This window comes from Endozoicomonas numazuensis, assembly GCF_000722635.1.
Classification (GTDB): domain Bacteria; phylum Pseudomonadota; class Gammaproteobacteria; order Pseudomonadales; family Endozoicomonadaceae; genus Endozoicomonas_A; species Endozoicomonas_A numazuensis.
The window spans coordinates 148,954-170,866 of the sequence record NZ_JOKH01000002.1 but is presented as its reverse complement, the minus strand read 5'-3'; the positions used below and the strand labels follow the sequence as shown (position 1 = coordinate 170,866).

Sequence of the window (21,913 nt, the reverse complement as noted above, 5' to 3'; positions counted from 1 at the left end):
CACGCCTATAAGCTAAATCGCTTCAAGAAATCCTCTTTTATATTCCTATCTATTATGCAGACCCTTTTTCGAGCAATCTAATCTGAATTTCAGGTCTAGTTAGCTCTATTCCTGTTTATATATTTTTAAGAAATTAAAACGATGTGAAGGTAAAGGGAAGTATCTATGGACGGGAATTCTGGTAATAGACCTATATTCGGAAGTCAATCTGCAGATGAACTTCACGGTACAGATGGAGCAGATCATCTGTTTGGAATGAAAGGGGATGATATCCTGGATGGAGGCTTAGGGGCTGATGTCTACAATGGCGGTGCTGGTAATGACCGTTACGTTCTTTCGGATGATGCCGTTGACACACTTCACTTCAAGTCAACTAACACTCAGCAGGATATCCTTGATATTAGTGAGCTCGTTTCTGGAGATGTGACTTCTGGAAATCTGAAAAGTTATCTGAAAGTAACAGATAAGGGCGTCTATCTTGATTCTTCGGGGCAAGGGCAGTTCTCAACTGAGAATCAGATTGCCCGCTTTGCGGCCAACAATCCTCCTTTAAATGCCGTTGTTGCAGTTCAGGTCGCAGATACTTCCGTCATCCAGTTTGATCGATACAGTAATGTAGATAGTCCAATCAGTGGTACTTCAGACAATGAACTTGCTACAGCCTCTCTGAATGATGTTTCAGGTACGACACTGTCAGACAATATTCTAGGTACGGCACAGGCTGATAATTTGATGGGCCTTGCCGGTGATGATGTGTTGAATGGTGGTGCGGGGGCTGATTATTATGATGGTGGAGAAGGAAGCGACCGCTATGTACTAGCAGATTCTGAATCTGTTGAAACCCTAAAGTTCATTTCAAATAACCAGCAACAGGATGTCATTGATGTCAGTGCTCTCCTGCCTTCCGGAGTATCTGCTGATAATATTTCGAATTATCTGACCGTGACTGAAGACGGTGTCTATATCGATGCCGATGGAGAGGGTGAGTTTTCGTCTGAAGATTTGGTGGCTGTCTTTGCCCAGGATAATCCAGTATTCAGTGATGAAATTTCCATACAAATTTCCGAAGACACAGTCGTTCAATTTGATTGGACACAATCAGCAGGTGTTGAACTGACGGATGATAATCCATTTCTTTCAACTGAGGCATTGAGTCAACGTCTTGATTTATTTGATCAGGACGGTGGTGGTAAGCGGGCATTCCTGAACAGTAAAGATGGGCAACGGTTTCACTTCAAATTGGATGAGCATGATCTAACACATGCGCTGGGTGGTGAAGGTGACGAGTTGTTGGATGCTTCAAGCGTATTAAAAAGAAGCAATGCACAAAATGCCAATGAAGCAGATCATGCTGTTGAACTTTTTGGTGGCAAAGGGCGGGATACTTTACGTGGCAATGATGATGGAACTTTGCTTGATGGCGGTGAAGGTAATGACCGCATCGAAGCTGGTAAAGGTCGAAACCTTCTGATTGGTGGTTCAGGTGAGGATGAATATGCGTTGTCACTGGAATCAAGTACGGATGAAATTAAATCCGATATGTTGTACGACTTCACCAGCAAAAGTGGTGACAGAGATATTCTCGACTTAAAGGATGTTCTTCCTGAAGAAGCTACAGTCCAAAACATTCATTCTTATGTGAAAGTGACTGACGAAGGTGTCTTTATTGATACTTCTGGTAAAGCTCACTTCAATGAAGAAAGCCAGCTGGCACGTTTTGGTGAAAGAGCCGATCTAGATAACATTGTACGAATAAAGCTGGCTGATGGTTCTGGTATTGAGCTGAATAGGGATGAGGCAATCAGTTCGATTCAGGGTGAAAGTACCTCTGACAAAATGAAGGCAGGTGAGGGTAGCGATACATTATACGGTAATGCGGGTGATGATGTTCTGGATGGCGATGCTCTTGCTAGTACCAAAAGTGCTGACTTTCTTTATGGTGGTGAAGGTAACGATAAGCTCTATATCGATAGCCTGGATTTGAGTGCTGGTGCTGTTGATGGTGGTGTTGGTTTTGATACAGCAAAAATCAAAGAGAGCTCTGGAGTATCGGTCTCTCTGGATATGCATTCATCCGGTATCGAAAAAGCCATTGGTGGCGACAGTGACGATGTTCTGGATGGTTCTGGTTTTACTGATACGTCCGGTGGATATAACAAAAGCTCTGGTGCTTTTGATTCCAGCGAAGCGCAAAGACTGGATCTCTATGGTCGAGATGGTAATGACACTCTCAAAGGTGGGGTGGGTCGAGACTATCTGGATGGTGGTGCCGATGATGATATTCTGTCCGGGGGAGCAGGTCGTGACTTTATAGCAGGTGGTGCTGGTAATGACACATTCATTCTGGCAGATGATGATGAAGTGGATACACTGTGGGACTTTAAATCAAACAGTGATCAGCAGGATGTTCTGGACATAAGCGAATTCGTTGCTGATGATTTCGATTACAATGATCTTGCTGACTATTTCAACGTAGACAGTAATTATGTCTATTTTGATAAAACCGGGCAGGGAGCTTTCACCTATAACCAGGCAATTTCAAAGCTGGGAGGAAAGTCTGAGATCACTGATCCGGTCAAGGTACAGTTTGATGATATTCAGGTTACTTTCGATCCCTCTGGTGGTGATGTTGTTCTGCTCAATACGAATGCGCCTATTGCCATTGCATCTGGACAGGCTGTTGATGAAGACAGTTCTGAAGGAACCGCTGTAGGTTTAGTTTCTCATACGGATGTGGACGGCTCTAATCCTGTTACTTACGCCATTTCAGGCGGGAATGATAACGGTTACTTTACTATTAATAGCAGCACTGGAGCGGTTACTCTGACAGCGGCGGGTGAGGCAGCAATTGATTATGAAGCTTCAACTTCTCATACTATTCAGGTCACAGCTTCTGACGGTACATTTGTTTCTACTCCAGTAAATCTCACCGTTACTCTTAACGATGTTAATGAAGTCCCTGTCTTAGTTAATGTTATTGGTAATCAGAATATTGCTGAAGATTCACCGCTATCATTCCAGCTTCCTGAGAATACATTTTCAGATGAAGATGGGGGGTCTCTCATTTATACCGCGACCATGGCAGGTGGGGGGGGGTTGCCGAGCTGGCTTGCTTTTGATTCCGGAACCAGAACTTTTTCAGGCACACCCGACAATGACAATGTTGGAACCCTTAATCTGAAAGTTACCGCTACGGACCCTGATGGCTTAAGTACTCAAGCGATTTTTAGTCTTGATGTAGCCAATGTTAATGATGCACCTGAATTAACAGGTAGTCCTTTGATTAGTGGCATTGATGCAGCTTATAGCTTCTCTGATACTTCGGACACTTCGGGTAATGGTAACCATTTGACCTTGAGTGGTAATGCCTCCTTGGGAGCAGGTCATAATGACACGGGTCAGGCTTTGGTGATGGATGGTACAGACAGTTCGGCTGGTGCCAGTTTTAACATGACTATGGGGAGCAATTTAACCCTCTCAACTTGGGTGAAAATGGACAGTTTTGATCCTTCTTGGTCTCGAGTTGTAGAAGTCACTGATGGTGTGGACAGTTTTTTTATTGGTAGAGAAAAAAACAGTAGTAAAGCAGTTGTTCATATCTATGAAAATGGCAGTAAAGTAGGGTCTTTGGAAGTTGATAATTTCTTCGTTGAAGGAGAGTGGGTACATATTACATCCGCTATTTCTGATTCAGGTGATGTTCTACTTTATAAAAATGGCGAGCTTGCTGGACAATCTACTACCAGTTGGACTCCCGATAATGTTGAATACAATGTAACTCTCGGTAATAGGAATACGGGTGGTAGGGGTATAGATGGATCAATTGATGACTTTGCTGTCTACGACAGTGCTCTTAGTGCTGATCAGATCCAAGCTGTGTATGAAGCTGACTCCGTAGAGAATTTGGTCAGTGATGCCTTTCATGTAGTTGAAAGCAGTGTTAACAGCACCGTGCTGGGTTCTGTGGCTGCTTCCGATGTTGATAATGCCAGTAATGAATTGATTTATTCTCTAACAAATGATGCCGGTGGACGCTTTACCATCAATAACTCGACGGGGGAAATTTCAGTAGCTGACAGCAGTCAATTGAATCATGAGGCTGATGACACTCATACCATTGAAGTTCAGGTGAGTGATGGAGCCTTATCCGATACTCGTTCTTATACGGTATATGTTACTGATATCAATGAAGCCCCCGTTGCTGTTAATGAAACAGTATCTACTGCTGAAGATACTACTTACACCTTCTCTGCCGCTGATTTTAATTTCTCTGATGCTGATCAGGATGATGCTCTGAACCAGGTTCTGATTGAAAGCCTCCCTGGAAATGGCTCACTCACATTGAATGGAGTCGCAGTTTCACTGAACGATACGGTTTCAAAGGCTGATATAGATGCAGGCCTGTTTAAGTTTGCACCAGAAGCTAATGCCAATGGAGATGATTACGCTTCGTTTAACTTCAATGTTTCTGATTCGGATAGCGTTTTCTCAGACAGCCATTACGTTATGACTGTTGATGTGGGTGTAGAAAATGATGTGCCTGTAGTCAGTTCTAATGTCTCCAAAGCTTCTAACGAAGACATCAGCTTCACGCTGACAGAAGCGGAGCTACTCGCTAACACTGCAGATGCTGATAACGATGCCCTTGCCGTCAGTAATGTCACTGTTTCAAGTGGGCAGGTGTCTGTTGCTGATAATGGCAACGGAACCTGGACGGTGACCCCAGTCAGTAACTGGTCAGGTAGTGCTCAGCTGGCCTTTGATATTTCTGATGGCACTGCAACTGTCAGTAGTCAGGCTGATCTGACTCTGACACCAGATGCGGATGCACCCACACTAACGGTTCAAGGTTCGACTGTTCTTTCAAGCATGAACTTCAACGATGGCTTGGCTGATGGTTGGACTTCTGAAAATGCTGTTGAAACTCACGACAGTGGAGGACCTCTTGGTGCTTCGAGAATAGGGACAAAAGTTGCAAAGCTGGATGCTGAAACAGGTACTCCTGATGCTTATTACTGCTCAATTGATACCAGTCAGGGTCACGATCATCAGATCTCACTCTGGGTGAAACAGCACGAAAGCTATGATGGTACTGACGAAATAGAGATCGTCTGGAATGGACAGGTATTACAGACCATTGATCCAGGCACCAGCTGGGAAGAAGTCACTATTAATCTTCCCGATACTGATCAGGCATCAACTCAACTAGCTGTAAGGGAAGTGGCTGGACAGAATAATGGTGTAGGCCCACTTCTGGATCAGATCACCATCAGTCGATTAGGCGCCGATGACAGCACTGATTCTTCCTATGACAAAATGATATCCAGCCAGGAAGATACCCGAATTGCTCTGGATTTAAGTACATCCCTTAGCGACTCAGATGGATCTGAAACACTGTCTGTCAGCCTGAGCGGAATTCCTGCAGGTTTTGCCATCAGTGATGGCACCAATAGTCTGACAACTGATGGCAGTGCTGTTGACGCATCCAGCTGGAACCTTGCAAATCTAACGATTACCCCGGTTGCCAACCACGATACTGACTTCACCATTTCAGTGATGTCCACCGCCACTGAAGCCAGCAATAATACTACTGCCACTCACACCCAGACCATTCGTGTGGATATGCAGCCCGTCAGCGATGCCGCTGTGTTTACCGGAGATGACAGCGGAACCCTGACCGAAGATGCCGCCGCGACATTAACCACCTCTGGCAGCTTATCGGTATCCGATGCCGATGGCAGTGCCTCATTCGTGGCTGAAACAGTAAACGGAAGTCATGGTTCCCTGACCATTAATGCCGAGGGTAACTGGACTTATTCAGCAGATAATACGCAAAACAGTATTCAATCTCTGGATGACGGTGAGCAGCTGACCGATACCATCACGATCAGCTCAAACGATGGGACAACCCACACCGTAGAGATCACAATTCAGGGTACCAATGATGCGCCATTACTCGCCAACGCCGTTACCGATCAATCAGTCAATGAAGACTCATCTTTCAGCTTTACAGTCCCTGAGAGTACTTTCTCGCATGGTGATGGAGATATTTTAACTAGCTCAAACGATGGGACAACCCACACCGTAGAGGTCACAATTCAGGGCACCAATGATGCGCCATTACTCGCCAACGCCGTTACCGATCAATCAGTCAATGAAGACTCATCTTTCAGCTTTACAGTCCCTGAGAGTACTTTCTCGCATGGTGATGGAGATATTTTAACTAGCTCAAACGATGGGACAACCCACACCGTAGAGGTCACAATTCAGGGCACCAATGATGCGCCATTACTCGCCAACGCCGTTACCGATCAATCAGTCAATGAAGACTCATCTTTCAGCTTTACAGTCCCTGAGAATACGTTCTCGCATGGTGATGGAGATACTTTAACTTTCACGGCAACCCAGACTGATGGATCAGCTTTACCTGAGTGGTTGAACTTTAATACTTCAACGAGAGTTTTCTCAGGTACACCTGATAATGACGACGTCGCTACCCTTAACCTGAAAGTCACGGCTACCGACGAAGACGGCGAAACAATTGATGCCAGTTTCAGCCTGATAGTCAACAACATAAACGATGCTCCGTCGCCTGTCTTTGCTGAAGACAATGGACTGGTGTCCATTGAAGCAGAGCATTTCAGCAGTCAGGTCAATCGGAGCGGCAACGCCTGGGCAGTAGAAAATGATGCTTCAGCATCCGGTGGCCAGCAAGTCAGTACTGCCAACAATGGTGCCGACGGCTTCGATACGGATTACACCGGCATAAGCTCTGAGCTGACCTACGATATTCAGTTTGAGAGTGCAGGCACCTATTACGTCTGGGTGAGAGGTGATGCACCTGATGGGAACAGTGACAGTGTTCATATTGGTTTGAATGGTGAAGCGGTGAGTACCGGCTCTCAAATTGGTTTCAATGACGGCAGCCATGACTGGGCTGGCGACAGAATAAACAGCGCTGGTCGCATTACTATTGAAGTCGATGCTCCCGGAACTCATCAGCTGAATCTATGGATGCGCGAAGATGGCACTGCAGTCGACAAAATTGTCATCAGTGATGATGTCGATTACGTACCTTCTGGTTCAGGCCCTGCCGAATCAGATTATGTCGGACTTTCAGATCAAACCGCTACAGAAGAAGCAGCTTTCAGTTACACACTGCCTGCTAATGCCTTCTCTGATGATGACGGCGACTCATTAACGTTCAGCACCAGCCTTGCCAATGGTGACCCTCTGCCAGCCTGGTTGACATTTGATACTGGAACCCGAACCTTCAGTGGTATTCCTGACGACCCTGATGTGGGCAGTCTGCCCGTTAAGATCATGGTTTCAGATGGTTCGGAGACCACCGACGTATACTGGTCAGTCAATGTCACAGCCGTCAATGACGGTCCAGAACCTGTCAGCGATACCAGCACTGAGCAGGCCTCCGCAGAAGGTTCTGCCATTACCGGAGCAGCCAGTGTTCTTGCCAATGACAGCGATGCTGAAAACGACCCGCTGACAGTAACTGACGTCAATGGAACCGGTGTTTCCGGATCTACCACCATTACTGGCGACTACGGTGATTTAACCATCTCTGAAGACGGTAACTGGACCTATACGCCGGCTACTGTCGATTTATCATCCGGACTTGTAGCTCACTGGACGTTTGATGAGACCTCCGGTACCACTGTGAACGACAGTACTTCCGGTACCTCAACCGATGGTGTTTTGAATGAAGGCGCAGCTTTTGTCTCTGCCGGACTCAACGGTAATGCGGTGCAATTTGATGGTGCCAGTGCCATCGTCGATATCACAGACTCTACCGAATTAAATACCTATTCAGGCAGCAAGACTGAACGGACGATCAATTTCTCCTTCAAAATTGACACTGACAATGACCTAAGTGGTCGTCAGGTGTTGTATGAAGAAGGGGGTGGCAGTAAAGGTTATAACATTTATATTGATGAGGGCACTCTTTATGTGGGTGCCTGGTCGAATACGAATGGCTGGGATAACGGCACCTTCCTGACCCAGGATATCAGCGCTATTTCCAGTGATGACTGGCAGCAGGTCTCGCTGGTGCTGGATGCAGACAACAGTTCCCTGAAAGCTTATTTGAATGGGGATGAATTTGGCTCAGGTCATGCTGAGGCTATGGGTTTTCATGGCGATGAAGCGGCTTTTGGTAGTGTATCGCTCCATTACACAGAAGGCTCTGAGGAAGCGCTGCGTGGTAGTGCCCGGTTCCATGATGGTGATGTCAACATTCCGGATAATCATTTCGGTTTTGATGGTCTGATTGATGAAGCACGTATCTACGACAGGGCTCTGAATAATCAGGAATTGAAAGCGCTGGGCTATGACTATGAAACAGCTACTTTGCAGGATGTATTCAACTATACAGTTTCTGATGGCACCGATACTTCTGCTTCCACTCTAACTATTGATGTTAACCGTGTTCCGGAAGCCCTGAGTGGTGAACTTGGCGGATCTGATGCGGGTATAATTGCAGGACAGCTGTCTGCTAAAGACCTGGATCAGGGAGAGACACTGGTTTACTCCCTGGAGTCTGCACCTGCTAAAGGTTCTGTAACAATCAATGCCGATGGCAGCTATACCTTCAACCCGGGTTCTGACTTCGAAAACCTTTCCTCTGTTCAAACAGAAGATGTCACATTTGATTTCAGAGTTACTGACAGCAAAGGTGAGAGTTCGGTCAACACCATTACTGTTACAGTGACTGGAACCAATGTCGCTCCTGAACTGACAGAGCTGCCGATGTTTGATTCTGTTGTTGCTGCATTCAACTTCAGTGATGGCTCCGGCACCTTGGCTTCAGACTCTTCTGGTGAAGGTAATAATCTCAGTCTGAGTGGCAGTGCAGGGTTTGGCACTGGGCATAATGGTTCTGGTACTGCTTTTGAAATGGATGGCAGTTCAGGCGCTGGTGAAATATCTGGGCTTTCTCTGGGCGGAGCTCTGTCGATTTCGGCTTGGGTCAAGTTCGACAGCTTCAGTCAGTCATGGTCAAGGATTGTTGATTTTGGTGATGGAGCTGCCAATAACAACATTGTGCTAGCGCATGTCGGTACTTCAAATGATCTTGCTTTTGAGATTTACGATGGCTCGGGTTCTGCGGATGGTGTCTTGCACATCAGTGACTTCTTTACTCAAGGCGAGTGGGTTCATGTGACAGCAACTGTCGATGAATCTGGAGCCATGCGTGTCTATAAGAATGGTGAGCTGGCAGGGGAAAATCTCGATGGTGCCGTTATCCCTGATATGGTTCGAACCAATAATTACGTGGGTGAGAGCCATGGGAGTAATGACGGTTCACTGGATGGCTCAATAGATGAGCTGGTGGTACTGAATGAGGGAGTGGACGCTTCGGGTGCCAGGGCCCTCTACCAGGCAGACAGTGTCGATAATCTGCTAGGTGATGCTTTACACATTCCTGAAAACACCATTAACAACACTGTTGTTGGTTCAGTGACGTCCAATGATGCGAATGGAGATACTCTTACTTATACTCTGACTAATGATGCTGGAGGTCGATTCTCTATTAATAGCAGTACCGGTGAAATAACAGTAGCTGATGGCAGCCTGCTTAACTTTGAATCAGCTTCCAGCCATACCATTACTGCTCAGGTCAGTGATGGTTATCTGTCTGATACCCGCGATTACACCGTTTATATCACCAATACTAATGATACTCCTGATAGTGCGGATGCCACTCTAAATGTTGCTGAAGACGCCGTAATCACGCTCTTAGCTGCTGACTTCTCTTTCTCTGATGAAGATTCCGGAGATGTTTTATCTACGGTTCTCATAAAAACATTACCTGGTGCAGGTGTACTGACCCTTAATGGCGTTGCAGTGACCGAAGAACAGTCTGTGAGCAAAGCCGATATCAATGCCGGGCTGCTGACGTTTACCCCTGTTGCCGATGCCAGCGGAGATAATTATGCAAGCTTCACCTTTGCAGTAAGCGACGGACAGTTAGAGTCTTCTATTCAGACCGTAACGGTCGATGTCACTCCGGTTGCTGATGCGCCAAACATCACCGTAGGCGGTAGTCCTTCTTATGAATCCATCACAGAAACCATTCACGATGCTCAGCTTGGATCTCTCCACAATGGTAATGATGGTTGGAGCAATGATGGCGGTGATTATGGCGATGATCGTCTCGAATTTTACGGAGGCAGCTTATCCCGAATCATTGATACATCGGATGCCAACGACCTTGGGTATTCTTTAACACTTGATACGTATCGAAATGACGGTAAGATTTTGGTGTACTGGGACAATGAGTTGATAGTCACGGAGGATTATAACCATGACGCCTTTGATGACTGGAATCCTACCATTAACCTGCCGGTTCCTGCAGGAGATTCGGCGGAACTAAGGCTTGAATTCAGCGCTCCTGAAGGATTTATTTATATTAATGACGTAGTGTTGGAAAAAACCACTCAGGGCGCACCATACTTTGAAACGAACGAAGATAGTGTGCTTGATTTTTCGATGACGGCCTCTCTGGCTGACACAGATGGATCAGAAAATCTTACAGTGAGTCTTTCAGGTATCCCTTCCGGGTATAGTTTGGGAGATGGCTCAAATTCTGCAATGTCTACTGGTGCAGACATTGATGTGTCAAGTTGGAACCTGAGCCAGCTGCAGTTAACGCCTGCTGCAAATTCTAACGGTAACTTTACGATGACGCTGTCTGCTACAGCAACAGAAACATCGACGGGTACGACAAGTACAACTACGGAAGATCTTGATATAAGAATTACTGCTGTGAGTGATGCACCAGAATCTGAAGATCATACTCTGATACTCAAGCAGAGCGACAGCTACACCTTCAGTACAGATGATTTTGAATTCACTGATGGTGATGGTGACAGCATGCAATCCATCACCATTACCAGTGTGCCTGTTTCTGGTTCATTGACACTCAATGGCTCTGCGGTCACTGCAAACCAGGTCATCACTGCGGCAGATATTGAAAATCTGAAATATACCGCACCGGCCACTGATCCTGTAGGGGCTGTCAGCTTTGGTTTTAGTGTTAGCGATGGCTCAGCCTCCAGCGAGGCCTACACATTTAACCTGAGTGTGGAAGGAGCAGGCGAGCTCATTGGCACAAGTGCCGATGAAATTCTTGATGGCACTGATCAGGCCGACACACTGAAAGGTGAAGGAGGGGCTGACACCCTGCTGGGTGATGCCGGAGCAGATATCATCTTTGGTGGTACAGGTGATGATACGATTAAAGGGGATGATGGTCAGGCTGTAGCGGTTAATCTTGACTCTGCGTTTATAACGGCTGCGAGCCAGATCAGTCTGCCCAGTGCTACTGGACTAAAAGCAGAAGTTTTTGATACTGGTACCGTTTTTTCAAGTCTTGACCAGGCTGTCAGTCTGGTTGAAAACAATAATCCAATTTCAACCTTTACGGCTTCAACGTTCAATTACACCAGAAGTGGTAATCATACTCTGGCAGACTTTATTGGCAGCGATAGCAGTACTCTGACCGGTAATGGTGATATGCCAGGTCAGACATTTGCGCTCAAGATGACGGGTTATATTCGTCTAACAGCAGGTACCCATGATTTTAATGTGGCCTCGGATGATGGTTTCAGGTTGAAAATCAATGGTGACACCGTTACTGAGTTCACCGCCCCCAGAGGGGTCGCTACAAGTTCTGGAAACTTCACAGCGCCTCAGGACGGCCTATATGAAGTGGAGCTGGTTTACTGGCAGGGGAATTTCGGAGCGGATATGGTTGTCAGCAGTTCGACCGCAGAACCTTTCCAGTTTTACGATATGTTGCCTGCGGGTGCTGAACCGGTGAGTGGGCAAAGTTATTACGACCTGCCTACTCCGGATATCGTCGTAGATGTAGCTTCAGATGTTGCTCTTTCAGCCGGCACCGATAATGGTGATGGTACCTGGACACTCAAAGGCAGTGACCTTAATGACTTGACCATGACCAATACGGGAACTAATGCCTGGGATGACAGCCTGACATTCACCAGCACCAAAGTGACCAACCGCAACATTGCCATTGGAGACTCAAGCTTTGAAAGCCAGAACCTGTCGGATGGCGCATGGAACGACAATCCCGAAAGCAGCAGCTGGACATTCAGTCACCAGTGGAATGGGATTAAAAATGAGAACAGCACAGGCATGGATGAGCAGGCTACAGAGGGGGATAATATTGCATATATCAACAACGACAATACAACCATCTCACAAACCCTGACTGAGAACTTTGACCCTAACTCCAGTTATCAACTTCAGATTGATATTGGTAATCGTAAAAGTGAATCCGGACTGGCCAACTACGAGGTCAGAATAAAAGCCGGCGGTATCACTCTTGCCAGCGACGGCTCAGTTTCTCCTGCAGAAGGTCAATTTGAAACACTGACTCTGAACTTAGAGGGCTCTTCAATAGCTTCAGACTCTGCAGCCATCGGCCAACCATTGACCATTGAGCTCATCAAAATCAGCGGCCCACAGATCTTTTTTGATAACGTCAGACTGACGGCAACGACCACTGAACAAATAGGCCAGGAAACAGTCAATACTGACCAGAGCGATCTGATCACTGGCGGAGCTGGCGATGACGTTCTTACCGGTGGTAATGACAGTGATACCTTTATTTGGGGAGCGTCAGACGTGGGTACGTCTGGCACACCCGCTCAGGATACCATTATGGACTTCCAGATAGGGCAGGGTGGCGATAAAATTGATCTCAGTGATGTTCTAGTTAATGAGTCAGAACCCTTGGATCAATATCTCAGTTTGAACTTTGATAACGGTGATACCACCATCGAAGTGAAGCCTGATGCCGACGGAGATGTGACTCAGAAGATTAAGCTCGAAGGTGTAGACCTTTCAGGTTATGGAGGTGGGAGTAGCGATACTGAAATCCTGAATAACCTGATTGATGATGGCAACCTGCAGATTGATTGACAATATTGAGTGATTGAATAAAGGGGCTGGCCTTCAGGTTAGTCCCTTTTCTTTATATTCATACTGAATATTATGACATCAAGAGCAAATGGCCATGCAGTTTTTTTACTTGCTGACACATGCACAAGAGTTATCAAAGCCAATTAATACTGGGCAGTTGGTAAAACAAGAAATACCCGATTCTATTATTCTGGGATGGAGTAGGGTAGAACATCCTGACAATTTGTTGAAAGTGCTGAATCTGATCAGTTTGAGCCTTATTTGGCTTTTCCCGAATCTTTTGCCATATGTCAGAAAAACTCAGAGCCAAAACATCCTCTTGGTAGAAAAAAACACTCTATATTCTACTGGGTTGAACCTGACAACAGGTTTAAAAAATGTATCGACAAAGCACTTATCTGCATTCTCTGTCTTTGTGTCAGATCCATTCTTCGCAAAAATCTGTGTATGATCTGAGGTGTATACCCATTGGATTTCAAGATGCTACCAGGCGACAAGTGAGCGAAGCCCTGTGAGCCTACAAGTAGTTGGTGATCAGGGTGAGCGAACGCTGGCAACAACGTAGCATCTTGAAAGGCGATGGGTATAATCAGACAGGAAGAGGCTTATGTACGGTCGAGGTGGTCGCAGAAATACTTAAATTAGAAGGATTGTCTGAGTAGTCTGTAACTCTCAGAGAATCCATATCAAAATTCTGCAGTAACTACCGCTCAAAGCAATTTAAAGGCTGAAATTAACGTACATGGCTGTTTTTCTTTCCCTTCTATATAATGTCGGTTTTTGCATAGATTGCCGTTTAAATCTCCCCTGTTGGAAGACCTGTATGACTCGTGTGAATTATATGAAAAGCTCTGAGATCCGCTCTGCTTTTCTTGAATTTTTCAGGGAAAATGGACATGAAATTGTGTCCAGCAGCTCCCTGGTGCCTCACGATGACCCGACCCTGCTGTTTACCAATGCAGGCATGAACCAGTTCAAGGACACTTTCCTTGGTCGGGAGCAGCGAGCGTACAACCGGGCTACTACGTCCCAGAAGTGTGTTCGGGCCGGAGGCAAGCACAACGATCTGGAAAACGTTGGTTATACCGCCCGTCACCACACTTTCTTTGAAATGCTGGGTAACTTCAGCTTTGGCGATTACTTCAAACCGGATGCGATCCGTTTCGCCTGGACCTTCCTGACGGAGAAGCTCCAGCTTCCTACCGAGCGCCTGTGCGTTACAGTTTATGAAACTGACGATGAAGCCTACAACATCTGGCTGAATGAGGTCGGTGTCCCGGCTGAGAACATTATCCGCATTGGTGATAACAAAGGCGCACCTTATGCGTCTGATAATTTCTGGCAGATGGGCGACACAGGCCCTTGTGGTCCATGTACAGAAATTTTCTATGACCATGGTGACCACATCCGGGGTGATCGCCCTGGTACCCCGGAAGAAGACGGTGATCGTTTCATTGAAATCTGGAACATCGTTTTCATGCAGTACAACCGTCAGGCTGGCGGTACTATGGAGCCACTGCCCAAGCCTTCTGTTGATACCGGCATGGGCCTTGAGCGCATTGCTGCCATCCTACAGGGTGGTCACAGTAACTACGATATCGATATTTTTCAGAACCTGTTGAAAGACGCTGCCAAAATCCTGGGTGGTGTTTCTATCGACGAAGCCTCTTTACGAGTGATTGCTGATCACATCCGTTCCAGCTCATTCCTTATTTCTGACGGAATCATGCCGTCCAATGAAGGTCGTGGCTATACCCTGCGCAGGATTATTCGTCGTGCCTGCCGTCATGGTCATAAGTTGGGATCCAGTCAGACGTTCTTCTATAAGCTAGTTGCTTCGCTGGTACGTGAGATGGGAGACGCTTATCCTGACCTGGCCAAGCATCAGGCTCAGATAGAACGAATTCTGCTTCAGGAAGAAGAGCAGTTTACGAAAACGCTCGACAAGGGCATGAAGCTTTTGGAAGACAAACTGCAAGGTCTTTCTGGCAGCGTTATTCCTGGCGAAGTAGTGTTCACGCTCTATGATACATACGGTTTTCCTGTTGATTTGACCAGTGACATTGCCAGAGAACGAGAGCTGACGGTTGATGAAGAAGGCTTTGAAAAGCTGCTTGAAGCACAGAGGGAAAGAGCGCGCGCAGCCAGTAAGTTTGGTGTTGATTATAGTGAGCAGCTTGTTGTTGAAGGTGCTACTGACTTCACCGGTTACGAAAAACTGCAGGATGGTGCTGAAGTGACGGCACTGTTCGTTGAAGGTCAAGCGGTAGATACTGTCGCTGAAGGTCAGCAGGCAACGATAGTTCTTCAATCAACTCCTTTCTACGCTGAGTCAGGTGGTCAGGTTGGAGATACGGGGCTGCTCCAGTTCGAAGGTGGTCAGGCAAAAGTACTTGATACCCAGAAGCAGGGTGATAACCACCTTCATATTGCTGAGCTGGCTCAAGGTAATCTGAGATTGGGTGACAGTGTCAGTGCTTATGTAGATATTGAGGCTCGTAAGGCAACTGAACTCAATCATTCTGCTACGCATCTCCTGCACGCTGCATTGCGCAATGTGTTGGGTGAGCACGTTACTCAGAAAGGCTCTCTGGTTGATCCAGATAAACTGCGCTTTGACTTTTCTCATTTTGAAGCCGTTAAGCCTGAAGAATTGCGAACAATAGAGCGATTGGTAAATCAGGAAATTCGTGATAACAGTGCTGTGAGTACAGAGTTGCTTGATATGGAAGCAGCACAGGCTAAAGGAGCGATGGCTCTGTTTGGTGAAAAGTACGGTGAAGAAGTTCGTGTGCTAACCATGGGTTCTGAAGGCTTTTCGGTTGAGCTGTGTGGCGGTACACACGTCAATCGCACGGGTGATATTGGTTCTTTTAGAATTATTTCTGAGTCAGGGATTGCTGCGGGCGTAAGAAGAATAGAGGCGGTAACAGGTCTGGCGTCTGTTGGGTACCAGGAAAAACTGGAAGATACTCTGAAGTGCGTGGCCAGCCTGGTTAAAGGTTCTCAGGAAAATGTTCAGAGTAAAGTGGTCTCCCTTCTGGATCGTAATAAAGAACTTGAGAGAGAACTTCAGAAACTGCAACAGAAACTGGCTTCTGCCGGCAGTGCAGATCTGCTTTCAAAAGTGGTGGAAGTTAACGGTATTAAAGTGCTGGCTACAGTGCTTGAGGGCGTGGACCCCAAGTCATTGCGTGACATGGTGGATCAGTTGAAAGGAAAGATTCAGACAGGTGTTGTGTTCCTGGCGATGCCAGGGCACGCAAAGTTTCCTCTGGTAGCTGGTGTAACTAAAGATCTTACCGGCAAGGTAAAGGCGGGTGATTTGCTGAAAATGGTTGCAGAGCAAGTAGGTGGTCGGGGAGGTGGTCGCCCTGATTTTGCTCAAGGTGGAGGTGCTGATGCAGCAAAAATCGAAGGGGCTATCCAGTCTATTACTCCCTGGTTGCAAGAACGTCTCTAGTGTGATTTTGTTAAAACAAATAACTTAACCCAATAAAAACGAGGCTTCTGGCTCGTTTTTATTGGGGCGTGCTTTTTTTCACGAAGCTATTCGTGTTACATTCCGAGATCGGCTGATTGATGTAGAACGATATAAAAATGGCGCTGTTAGTACAAAAATTTGGCGGCACCTCGGTTGGGGACCTGGATCGTATCCAGGGAGTTGCTGACAAGGTGAAAAGGTTCAGGGATCAGGGGCATGATGTCGTTGTCGTCGTCTCAGCAATGAGTGGCGAGACCAACCGGCTAACTGAACTTGCAACCAATATTCAAAAACAACCCACACCCAGGGAGATGGATGTTTTGCTTTCCACCGGAGAGCAGGTCACTATCGCCCTTCTGGCAATGGCTCTGAATGAACGTGATTGCCCAACCCGCTCGTATACGGGGGGGCAGGTATCTATTATCACTGATCAGGCTCATACAAAAGCTCGCATCCAGCAAATAGATACAGAAAGAATGCGGGCGGATCTGGACCAGGGGCGCGTTGTTGTCGTGGCTGGTTTCCAGGGACGCGATGCCGAAGGCAATATCACAACGTTGGGTAGAGGTGGCTCTGACACCACGGCGGTAGCTCTTGCAGCTGCTCTTGAAGCAGATGAGTGTCAGATCTATACAGATGTTGATGGTGTATATACAACTGACCCCAGGGTAGTAGAAGGGGCCAGGCGTCTGGATAAAATTACTTTTGAGGAAATGCTGGAAATGGCCAGCCTGGGCTCAAAAGTATTGCAGATCCGAGCGGTTGAATTTGCTGGAAAATATAATGTCAAACTGAGGGTGCTGCATTCTATGCAGGAAGGCCCCGGCACTCTAATCACGATCGACGACGAGGATGTAGCTATGGAATCACCGGTAGTATCTGGCATTGCCTTTAATAGGGATGAAGCAAAAGTTACTATCAAAGGTGTGCCTGACATCCCTGGAGTTGCATCACGTATACTTGGGCCTGTGAGCAAGGCCAATATTGAAGTGGATATGATTGTTCAGAATGTTGCTGATGATCGTACTACTGACTTCACTTTTACTGTTCATCGTAACGACTACCAGAGGACTCTGGAAGTCTGTGCCAGTGTGTGTGAAGAACTGGGCGCGCGCGAGTATGACGGTGATGGCAAAATTGCAAAGGTTTCTATAGTTGGCGTAGGCATGAGATCTCATGCGGGTGTTGCCACCAGGATGTTTGAGGCTCTGGCTGCCGAAGGTATCAATATCCAGATTATATCGACCTCTGAAATCAAGGTTTCCGTTATTATTGCTGAAAAATACCTGGAGCTGGCTGTAAGAGCGCTTCATTCAGTATTTGAGCTGGATAGGGAACCTGTTGAGAGCAGCGATGTCAAAGCTGTTTAGAACGTCTTAATTAGGGGGGGTGGCGCGTCTCGACGTGCTCCGCCCGAATGTGCCAAGATTGACTTTATAAATAGCCAGCTTGGAATATTGGGCAATAATGCCGTCATTCCCATCAGGTGTAGATTCTTCAACTAGAATGGTCTTTGCCTGTTTAAAACTTACACAATGTGATTTTATTGATGACTACATTTCTCTGCTAGTAAAAATACGCATGGAAATGTTGGGTTCGGTAGCTAGACTCTGTTTGCTGAGAAATTCTAAAGCATGAAACGGTGATCTGGCAGCAGCTGCTTTGCTGAGAACTTAAGCATTCCCGTATGTGGGGCTAAGGTCAATCAACCAAAGTATCGCCGTGCTCAGGATTGACGGTCGTAGACTTACAGAGATGTAAATAAGGAGATTGTAATGCTGATTCTGACTCGCCGCGTAGGAGAGACCCTGATGGTCGGGGACGAGGTCACTGTCACTGTGCTGGGCGTAAAAGGTAACCAGGTGCGTATTGGAGTCAATGCGCCAAAAGAAGTTGCCGTTCATCGTGAAGAGATCTATCAGAGAATTCAAAAAGAAAAAGAGCACGGAGGAGTTCCATCCGTTTCTGAGTCATACTGAGCTACGGGCTTAAAAGCTGAACCTAGTTAAAAAATACCCGACTAAATGTTCGGGTATTTTTTTGTCTGGGATTTTTGATGGTAACTCAGCTTAAATAGCGTTTTTAGATTGTTGAGTGTTTGTAATTAATAAGCGTCTTTAGTCGTTAATGATAAGCAGAAAAAGCTTGCATTCCAAAGAATGAACAGTAATATTAGCAACATCTGCGGTGAGGTGGCCGAGAGGCTGAAGGCGCTCCCCTGCTAAGGGAGTATACGGTTTGTAGCCGTATCGAGGGTTCGAATCCCTCCCTCACCGCCAGACCTCGATATTAAGTCTTATTTTCTGCATGATGGAATGATTTTTATCAATCTATTCCAGCTTTCTTTCCATCCTTTGCTATGTGTTGCATCTTCAACTCTAATTACTGAGATACATTTCTTATCGATTGATTTCTGCGTGTAGTGCTTTGAAATCTGGTAGGGGATGATGGGGTCTTTGCTGCCATAAAAATGCAGTTGAGGGATTTGTTGGAGTTGTTTCTGGAAATCTATTGGGTTCATTGCTGAAGGCATGGGAGTTACTTGATGAAACTCGTTGGTAAAACGTGGGTCAAGATTTCCTGCCAGTGTCCAAATGGACTTTACGTCGTTTCTGTGTGCGGCTGAAAGTAAAGCAAGGGTTGCACCTCCTGAGTAGCCTATGATCTCTACTTCTTTATAGTTACCTGCTTCCTTTAGATGATCAATGGCCTCATTAATGCTTGCAAGGGAGTTCGAGTCGTAGCGATCAAATGTCCAGACTGATTGATTGCATGCTTGAGTCAGGATGTATTGGCAGGGTCTACCTAAATAGGCAATATCTGTGTGAGGGTCTTCCAGCATAAGGCTGTGAACCAGTCTATTGACCGGTGTTGGGTTTGTGGAGGGAATGCCTCTTTTTAGCCAGGCTTTGCCATCTCCTTCTATATAGATTCTTAATTTTTGGGTGGTGGGTTGTTTGGGTGTCCAGGCTTTTAGAGTGTACTTTGATGTGTGGATTTCAATCTCTTTCAGTTGTTTAGAGGTTACTAATGCTTCAGTAGTCGCTGTATTGAATGGGGCAGGTGTGTGGCAAGCGGTGATAAAAAAGCTAAAAAAAATAATCGAGATAATGTGTTTCATGAGTAAGTTACGTTTTTTGCACTAGTGTACCTTTGAATTACCGGAAGTTGAATGTTTTTTAGTGCGACATTCTTGTAACAGTATTTTAATGATTTGAATGAGGTTGTTAAATAAATACGCTTATATTTATGAAATATAAAAATCAACAATCGGTCAAAACTAGTTGAAGGTTTTTAATAGGTCAATTTTTAAATTTTATAGAATCTATAGAAAAATCAATTCTATTTTTAATTCTTAAACAGTATTTAATATTGCTTATCCTCCTCTGTACGATACCCAGCCTTCAGGCTCCTATGCCTGAGATGTCCATTGATTTGAAAAAGCTCATAAATGAGAAAATTCAACGAGCGAAACATCCAGACTAGAGGTTGGAGTTGGAGTAATGAGACAAGTTCAGGGGTTTAAAAAGACACTGCTTTCCGTAGCCGTTGTAACGGCTCTTGGTGGTTATGGTTCCTATTCACAGGCTCAGTTTGAGCTGGATAGAGATTCCTTTCTAACGAGTGAGCAGCTTAATTTCGACAAACTCATAGAAGCGGCAAAAGCCGTGCCAGGTGGAGACTCGCTCAAGGAGAGTGCAGAATTTACATTGGCTGTTCTTGATCAGTATTCAAGTAAATATGAGACAAAGGAAGGTGATAAAGATAAGAAGAAAATAAATATCAGTATTCTTGGTCAACTGGCTGCACAGGACTTTATTCGCCTTACCTACCCGGAAATAATTCCGCCAGTAGCAGGTGATGCTCAAGTGTCAGATGGTACTGATGAGGCGTTATCAAAAGACTCATCAGATGATGATCAGAAAAAAGAAGAAAAGCCTTTAGAAAAGCGTGCGAAATCAGTTTTAACAAAGGTAGAAGGTGTAATGCCAGACCTCCATAACGGAGTGGGCAGAGCGGCTGTGACTTTGCAGAACAAGGTAAACGAATCTATTGGTCGTCGCCTGAGCAGTGGTCGTACCGGTATCAGTGCGGGCGATATGTTTGAGTCTCAGGGTTTCTGGGCTGAATATATCTTTAGCGATGGCAAGATGGATAACAAGGGTGATGTCAAGGGCTATGAGGCCAAGGTTAATGGCGTGACACTTGGTGTCGACAGCATGCTGAACGATCAGATGACTGTTGGTTTTGCCTTCACATTCGGTGATACAAAAGTTGAAACCAATGATGTGAAGCGCGAAACAACGACTGATACTTATATGGGTACTCTCTATACTGGCTGGATGCAGGATAACTACTTCCTGGATGCTATGTTCAGTTATGGTCGCGGTACTAATGAGTACAAGCGTTCCTCAGTAGCCGACAAGACTATCAGTTACAAGGGTGAGGCGGACAGTACTATCTGGGGTGCCAGCTTCGTGGCTGGTTATAATTACCAGATGAATCAGTGGATTCTTCAGCCTCAGGTCGCTTTCAACTATGCCAGTGTTGATTTTGATGATTTAGCTGAAAAGAAAGTCAGTGGCGGTGAGGGTTTGGCTCAGAAGCGTAAGATGAAGGAGTTCGAAGTCATGGAGCTGGGCGCAGGCCTCAAGCTGCTGGGTGATTTTGAAGTTGGTCGTGGTGCGCTTCAGCCTGAGTTTGTCCTCATGGGATATCACGACTTTAAGGATGACAAGCCAGAGGTGACAGTATCATTCCTGAATGGTGTTGGAACTCCATTTACTCTTACTGGTAAGGATCGCAAACAAAATCGCTTCCTGGCCGGTTTGGGTGTGAGCTATAAAATGGAGAACAATCTGAGCTTGGGTCTGCACTATGATCATAACTGGATGGGTGACTACAAAGCAGACGGCTTTAATGCCACTGTTCGTTATGATTTCTGATTAGTCGCAGACTAACGTTTAACCACCAGCGTCTGTAACAAGACCTGAACTTTTTGCCCCGCTTCTGCGGGGCTTTTTTGTTTTGGTGCTTTGTTGTTCAGTGTTGAAAATTGCCACAATGCCGTTGACTCCAAGGGGGTAAATCTCTATAGTTCGCTCCCGTTGATGCAGCGCGCTCGTAGCTCAGCTGGATAGAGTACCTGGCTACGAACCAGGCGGTCGGAGGTTCGAATCCTCCCGAGCGCGCCATTTCAAGTTTTCAAATATGAGCGTCCGTAGCTCAGCTGGATAGAGTACCTGGCTACGAACCAGGCGGTCGGAGGTTCGAATCCTCCCGGACGCGCCATTTGAAAACAACGACGAATGTCGTTAGCATAATTGATACGGTGAGGTGGCCGAGAGGCTGAAGGCGCTCCCCTGCTAAGGGAGTATACGGTTTGTAGCCGTATCGAGGGTTCGAATCCCTCCCTCACCGCCATTTCCTTTCTCTAAGTTGCTGATTCTGCAACGTATTATTTTT

7 protein-coding genes and 4 tRNA genes are annotated in these 21,913 nt (G+C 46.1%); 10 read left to right on the top strand and 1 reads right to left on the bottom strand.

Translation table 11 applies throughout. From position 1 onward, the window contains the following. Positions 1-165: 165 nt before the first annotated feature. The 6 genes from GZ78_RS28820 (at position 166) to GZ78_RS08120 (ending at position 18,726) form a co-directional block, all read left to right on the top strand. Positions 166-12,963 (top strand): tandem-95 repeat protein, encoded by a 12,798-nt coding sequence (locus tag GZ78_RS28820; RefSeq protein WP_034834651.1) that lies wholly within the window; start codon positions 166-168, stop codon positions 12,961-12,963. An 88-nt stretch (positions 12,964-13,051) separates the two neighbouring features. After that, positions 13,052-13,414: a DTW domain-containing protein gene (locus tag GZ78_RS08140; RefSeq protein WP_034834649.1), complete on the top strand. Its 363-nt coding sequence runs from the start codon at positions 13,052-13,054 to the stop codon at positions 13,412-13,414. A gap of 390 nt (positions 13,415-13,804) precedes the next feature. After that, on the top strand, positions 13,805-16,426 hold the full coding sequence (gene alaS, locus GZ78_RS08135) for an alanine--tRNA ligase (RefSeq protein ID WP_034836131.1): 2,622 nt from the start codon (positions 13,805-13,807) through the stop codon (positions 16,424-16,426). A gap of 137 nt (positions 16,427-16,563) precedes the next feature. After that, the gene (locus GZ78_RS08130; RefSeq protein WP_034834647.1) at positions 16,564-17,817 is read left to right on the top strand and encodes an aspartate kinase; all 1,254 of its coding nucleotides are present in this window, start codon (positions 16,564-16,566) and stop codon (positions 17,815-17,817) included. Positions 17,818-18,222: 405 nt separating this feature from the next. Continuing rightward, positions 18,223-18,426 carry a carbon storage regulator CsrA gene (gene csrA / locus GZ78_RS08125; protein WP_034834645.1) on the top strand — a complete coding sequence of 68 codons (204 nt, stop codon included), beginning with the start codon at positions 18,223-18,225 and terminating at the stop codon, positions 18,424-18,426. 207 nt (positions 18,427-18,633) lie between these two features. Next, a tRNA-Ser gene (locus GZ78_RS08120) sits at positions 18,634-18,726 on the top strand. Positions 18,727-18,743: 17 nt separating this feature from the next. On the opposite strand, the gene GZ78_RS08115 is transcribed toward GZ78_RS08120, so the two are convergent. Then, on the bottom strand, positions 18,744-19,568 hold the full coding sequence (locus GZ78_RS08115) for an alpha/beta hydrolase family protein (RefSeq protein ID WP_051785952.1): 825 nt from the start codon (positions 19,566-19,568) through the stop codon (positions 18,744-18,746). 382 nt (positions 19,569-19,950) lie between these two features. On the opposite strand from GZ78_RS08115, the gene GZ78_RS08110 reads away from it, so the two are divergent. The 4 genes from GZ78_RS08110 (at position 19,951) to GZ78_RS08095 (ending at position 21,871) form a co-directional block, all read left to right on the top strand. Then, positions 19,951-21,393 carry an autotransporter outer membrane beta-barrel domain-containing protein gene (locus GZ78_RS08110; protein WP_051785951.1) on the top strand — a complete coding sequence of 481 codons (1,443 nt, stop codon included), beginning with the start codon at positions 19,951-19,953 and terminating at the stop codon, positions 21,391-21,393. A gap of 172 nt (positions 21,394-21,565) precedes the next feature. Further along, positions 21,566-21,642: transfer RNA gene (locus GZ78_RS08105), tRNA-Arg, on the top strand. Positions 21,643-21,662: 20 nt separating this feature from the next. Next, a tRNA-Arg gene (locus GZ78_RS08100) sits at positions 21,663-21,739 on the top strand. A 39-nt stretch (positions 21,740-21,778) separates the two neighbouring features. Beyond that, positions 21,779-21,871, top strand: a tRNA-Ser gene (locus GZ78_RS08095). Positions 21,872-21,913: the final 42 nt, after the last annotated feature.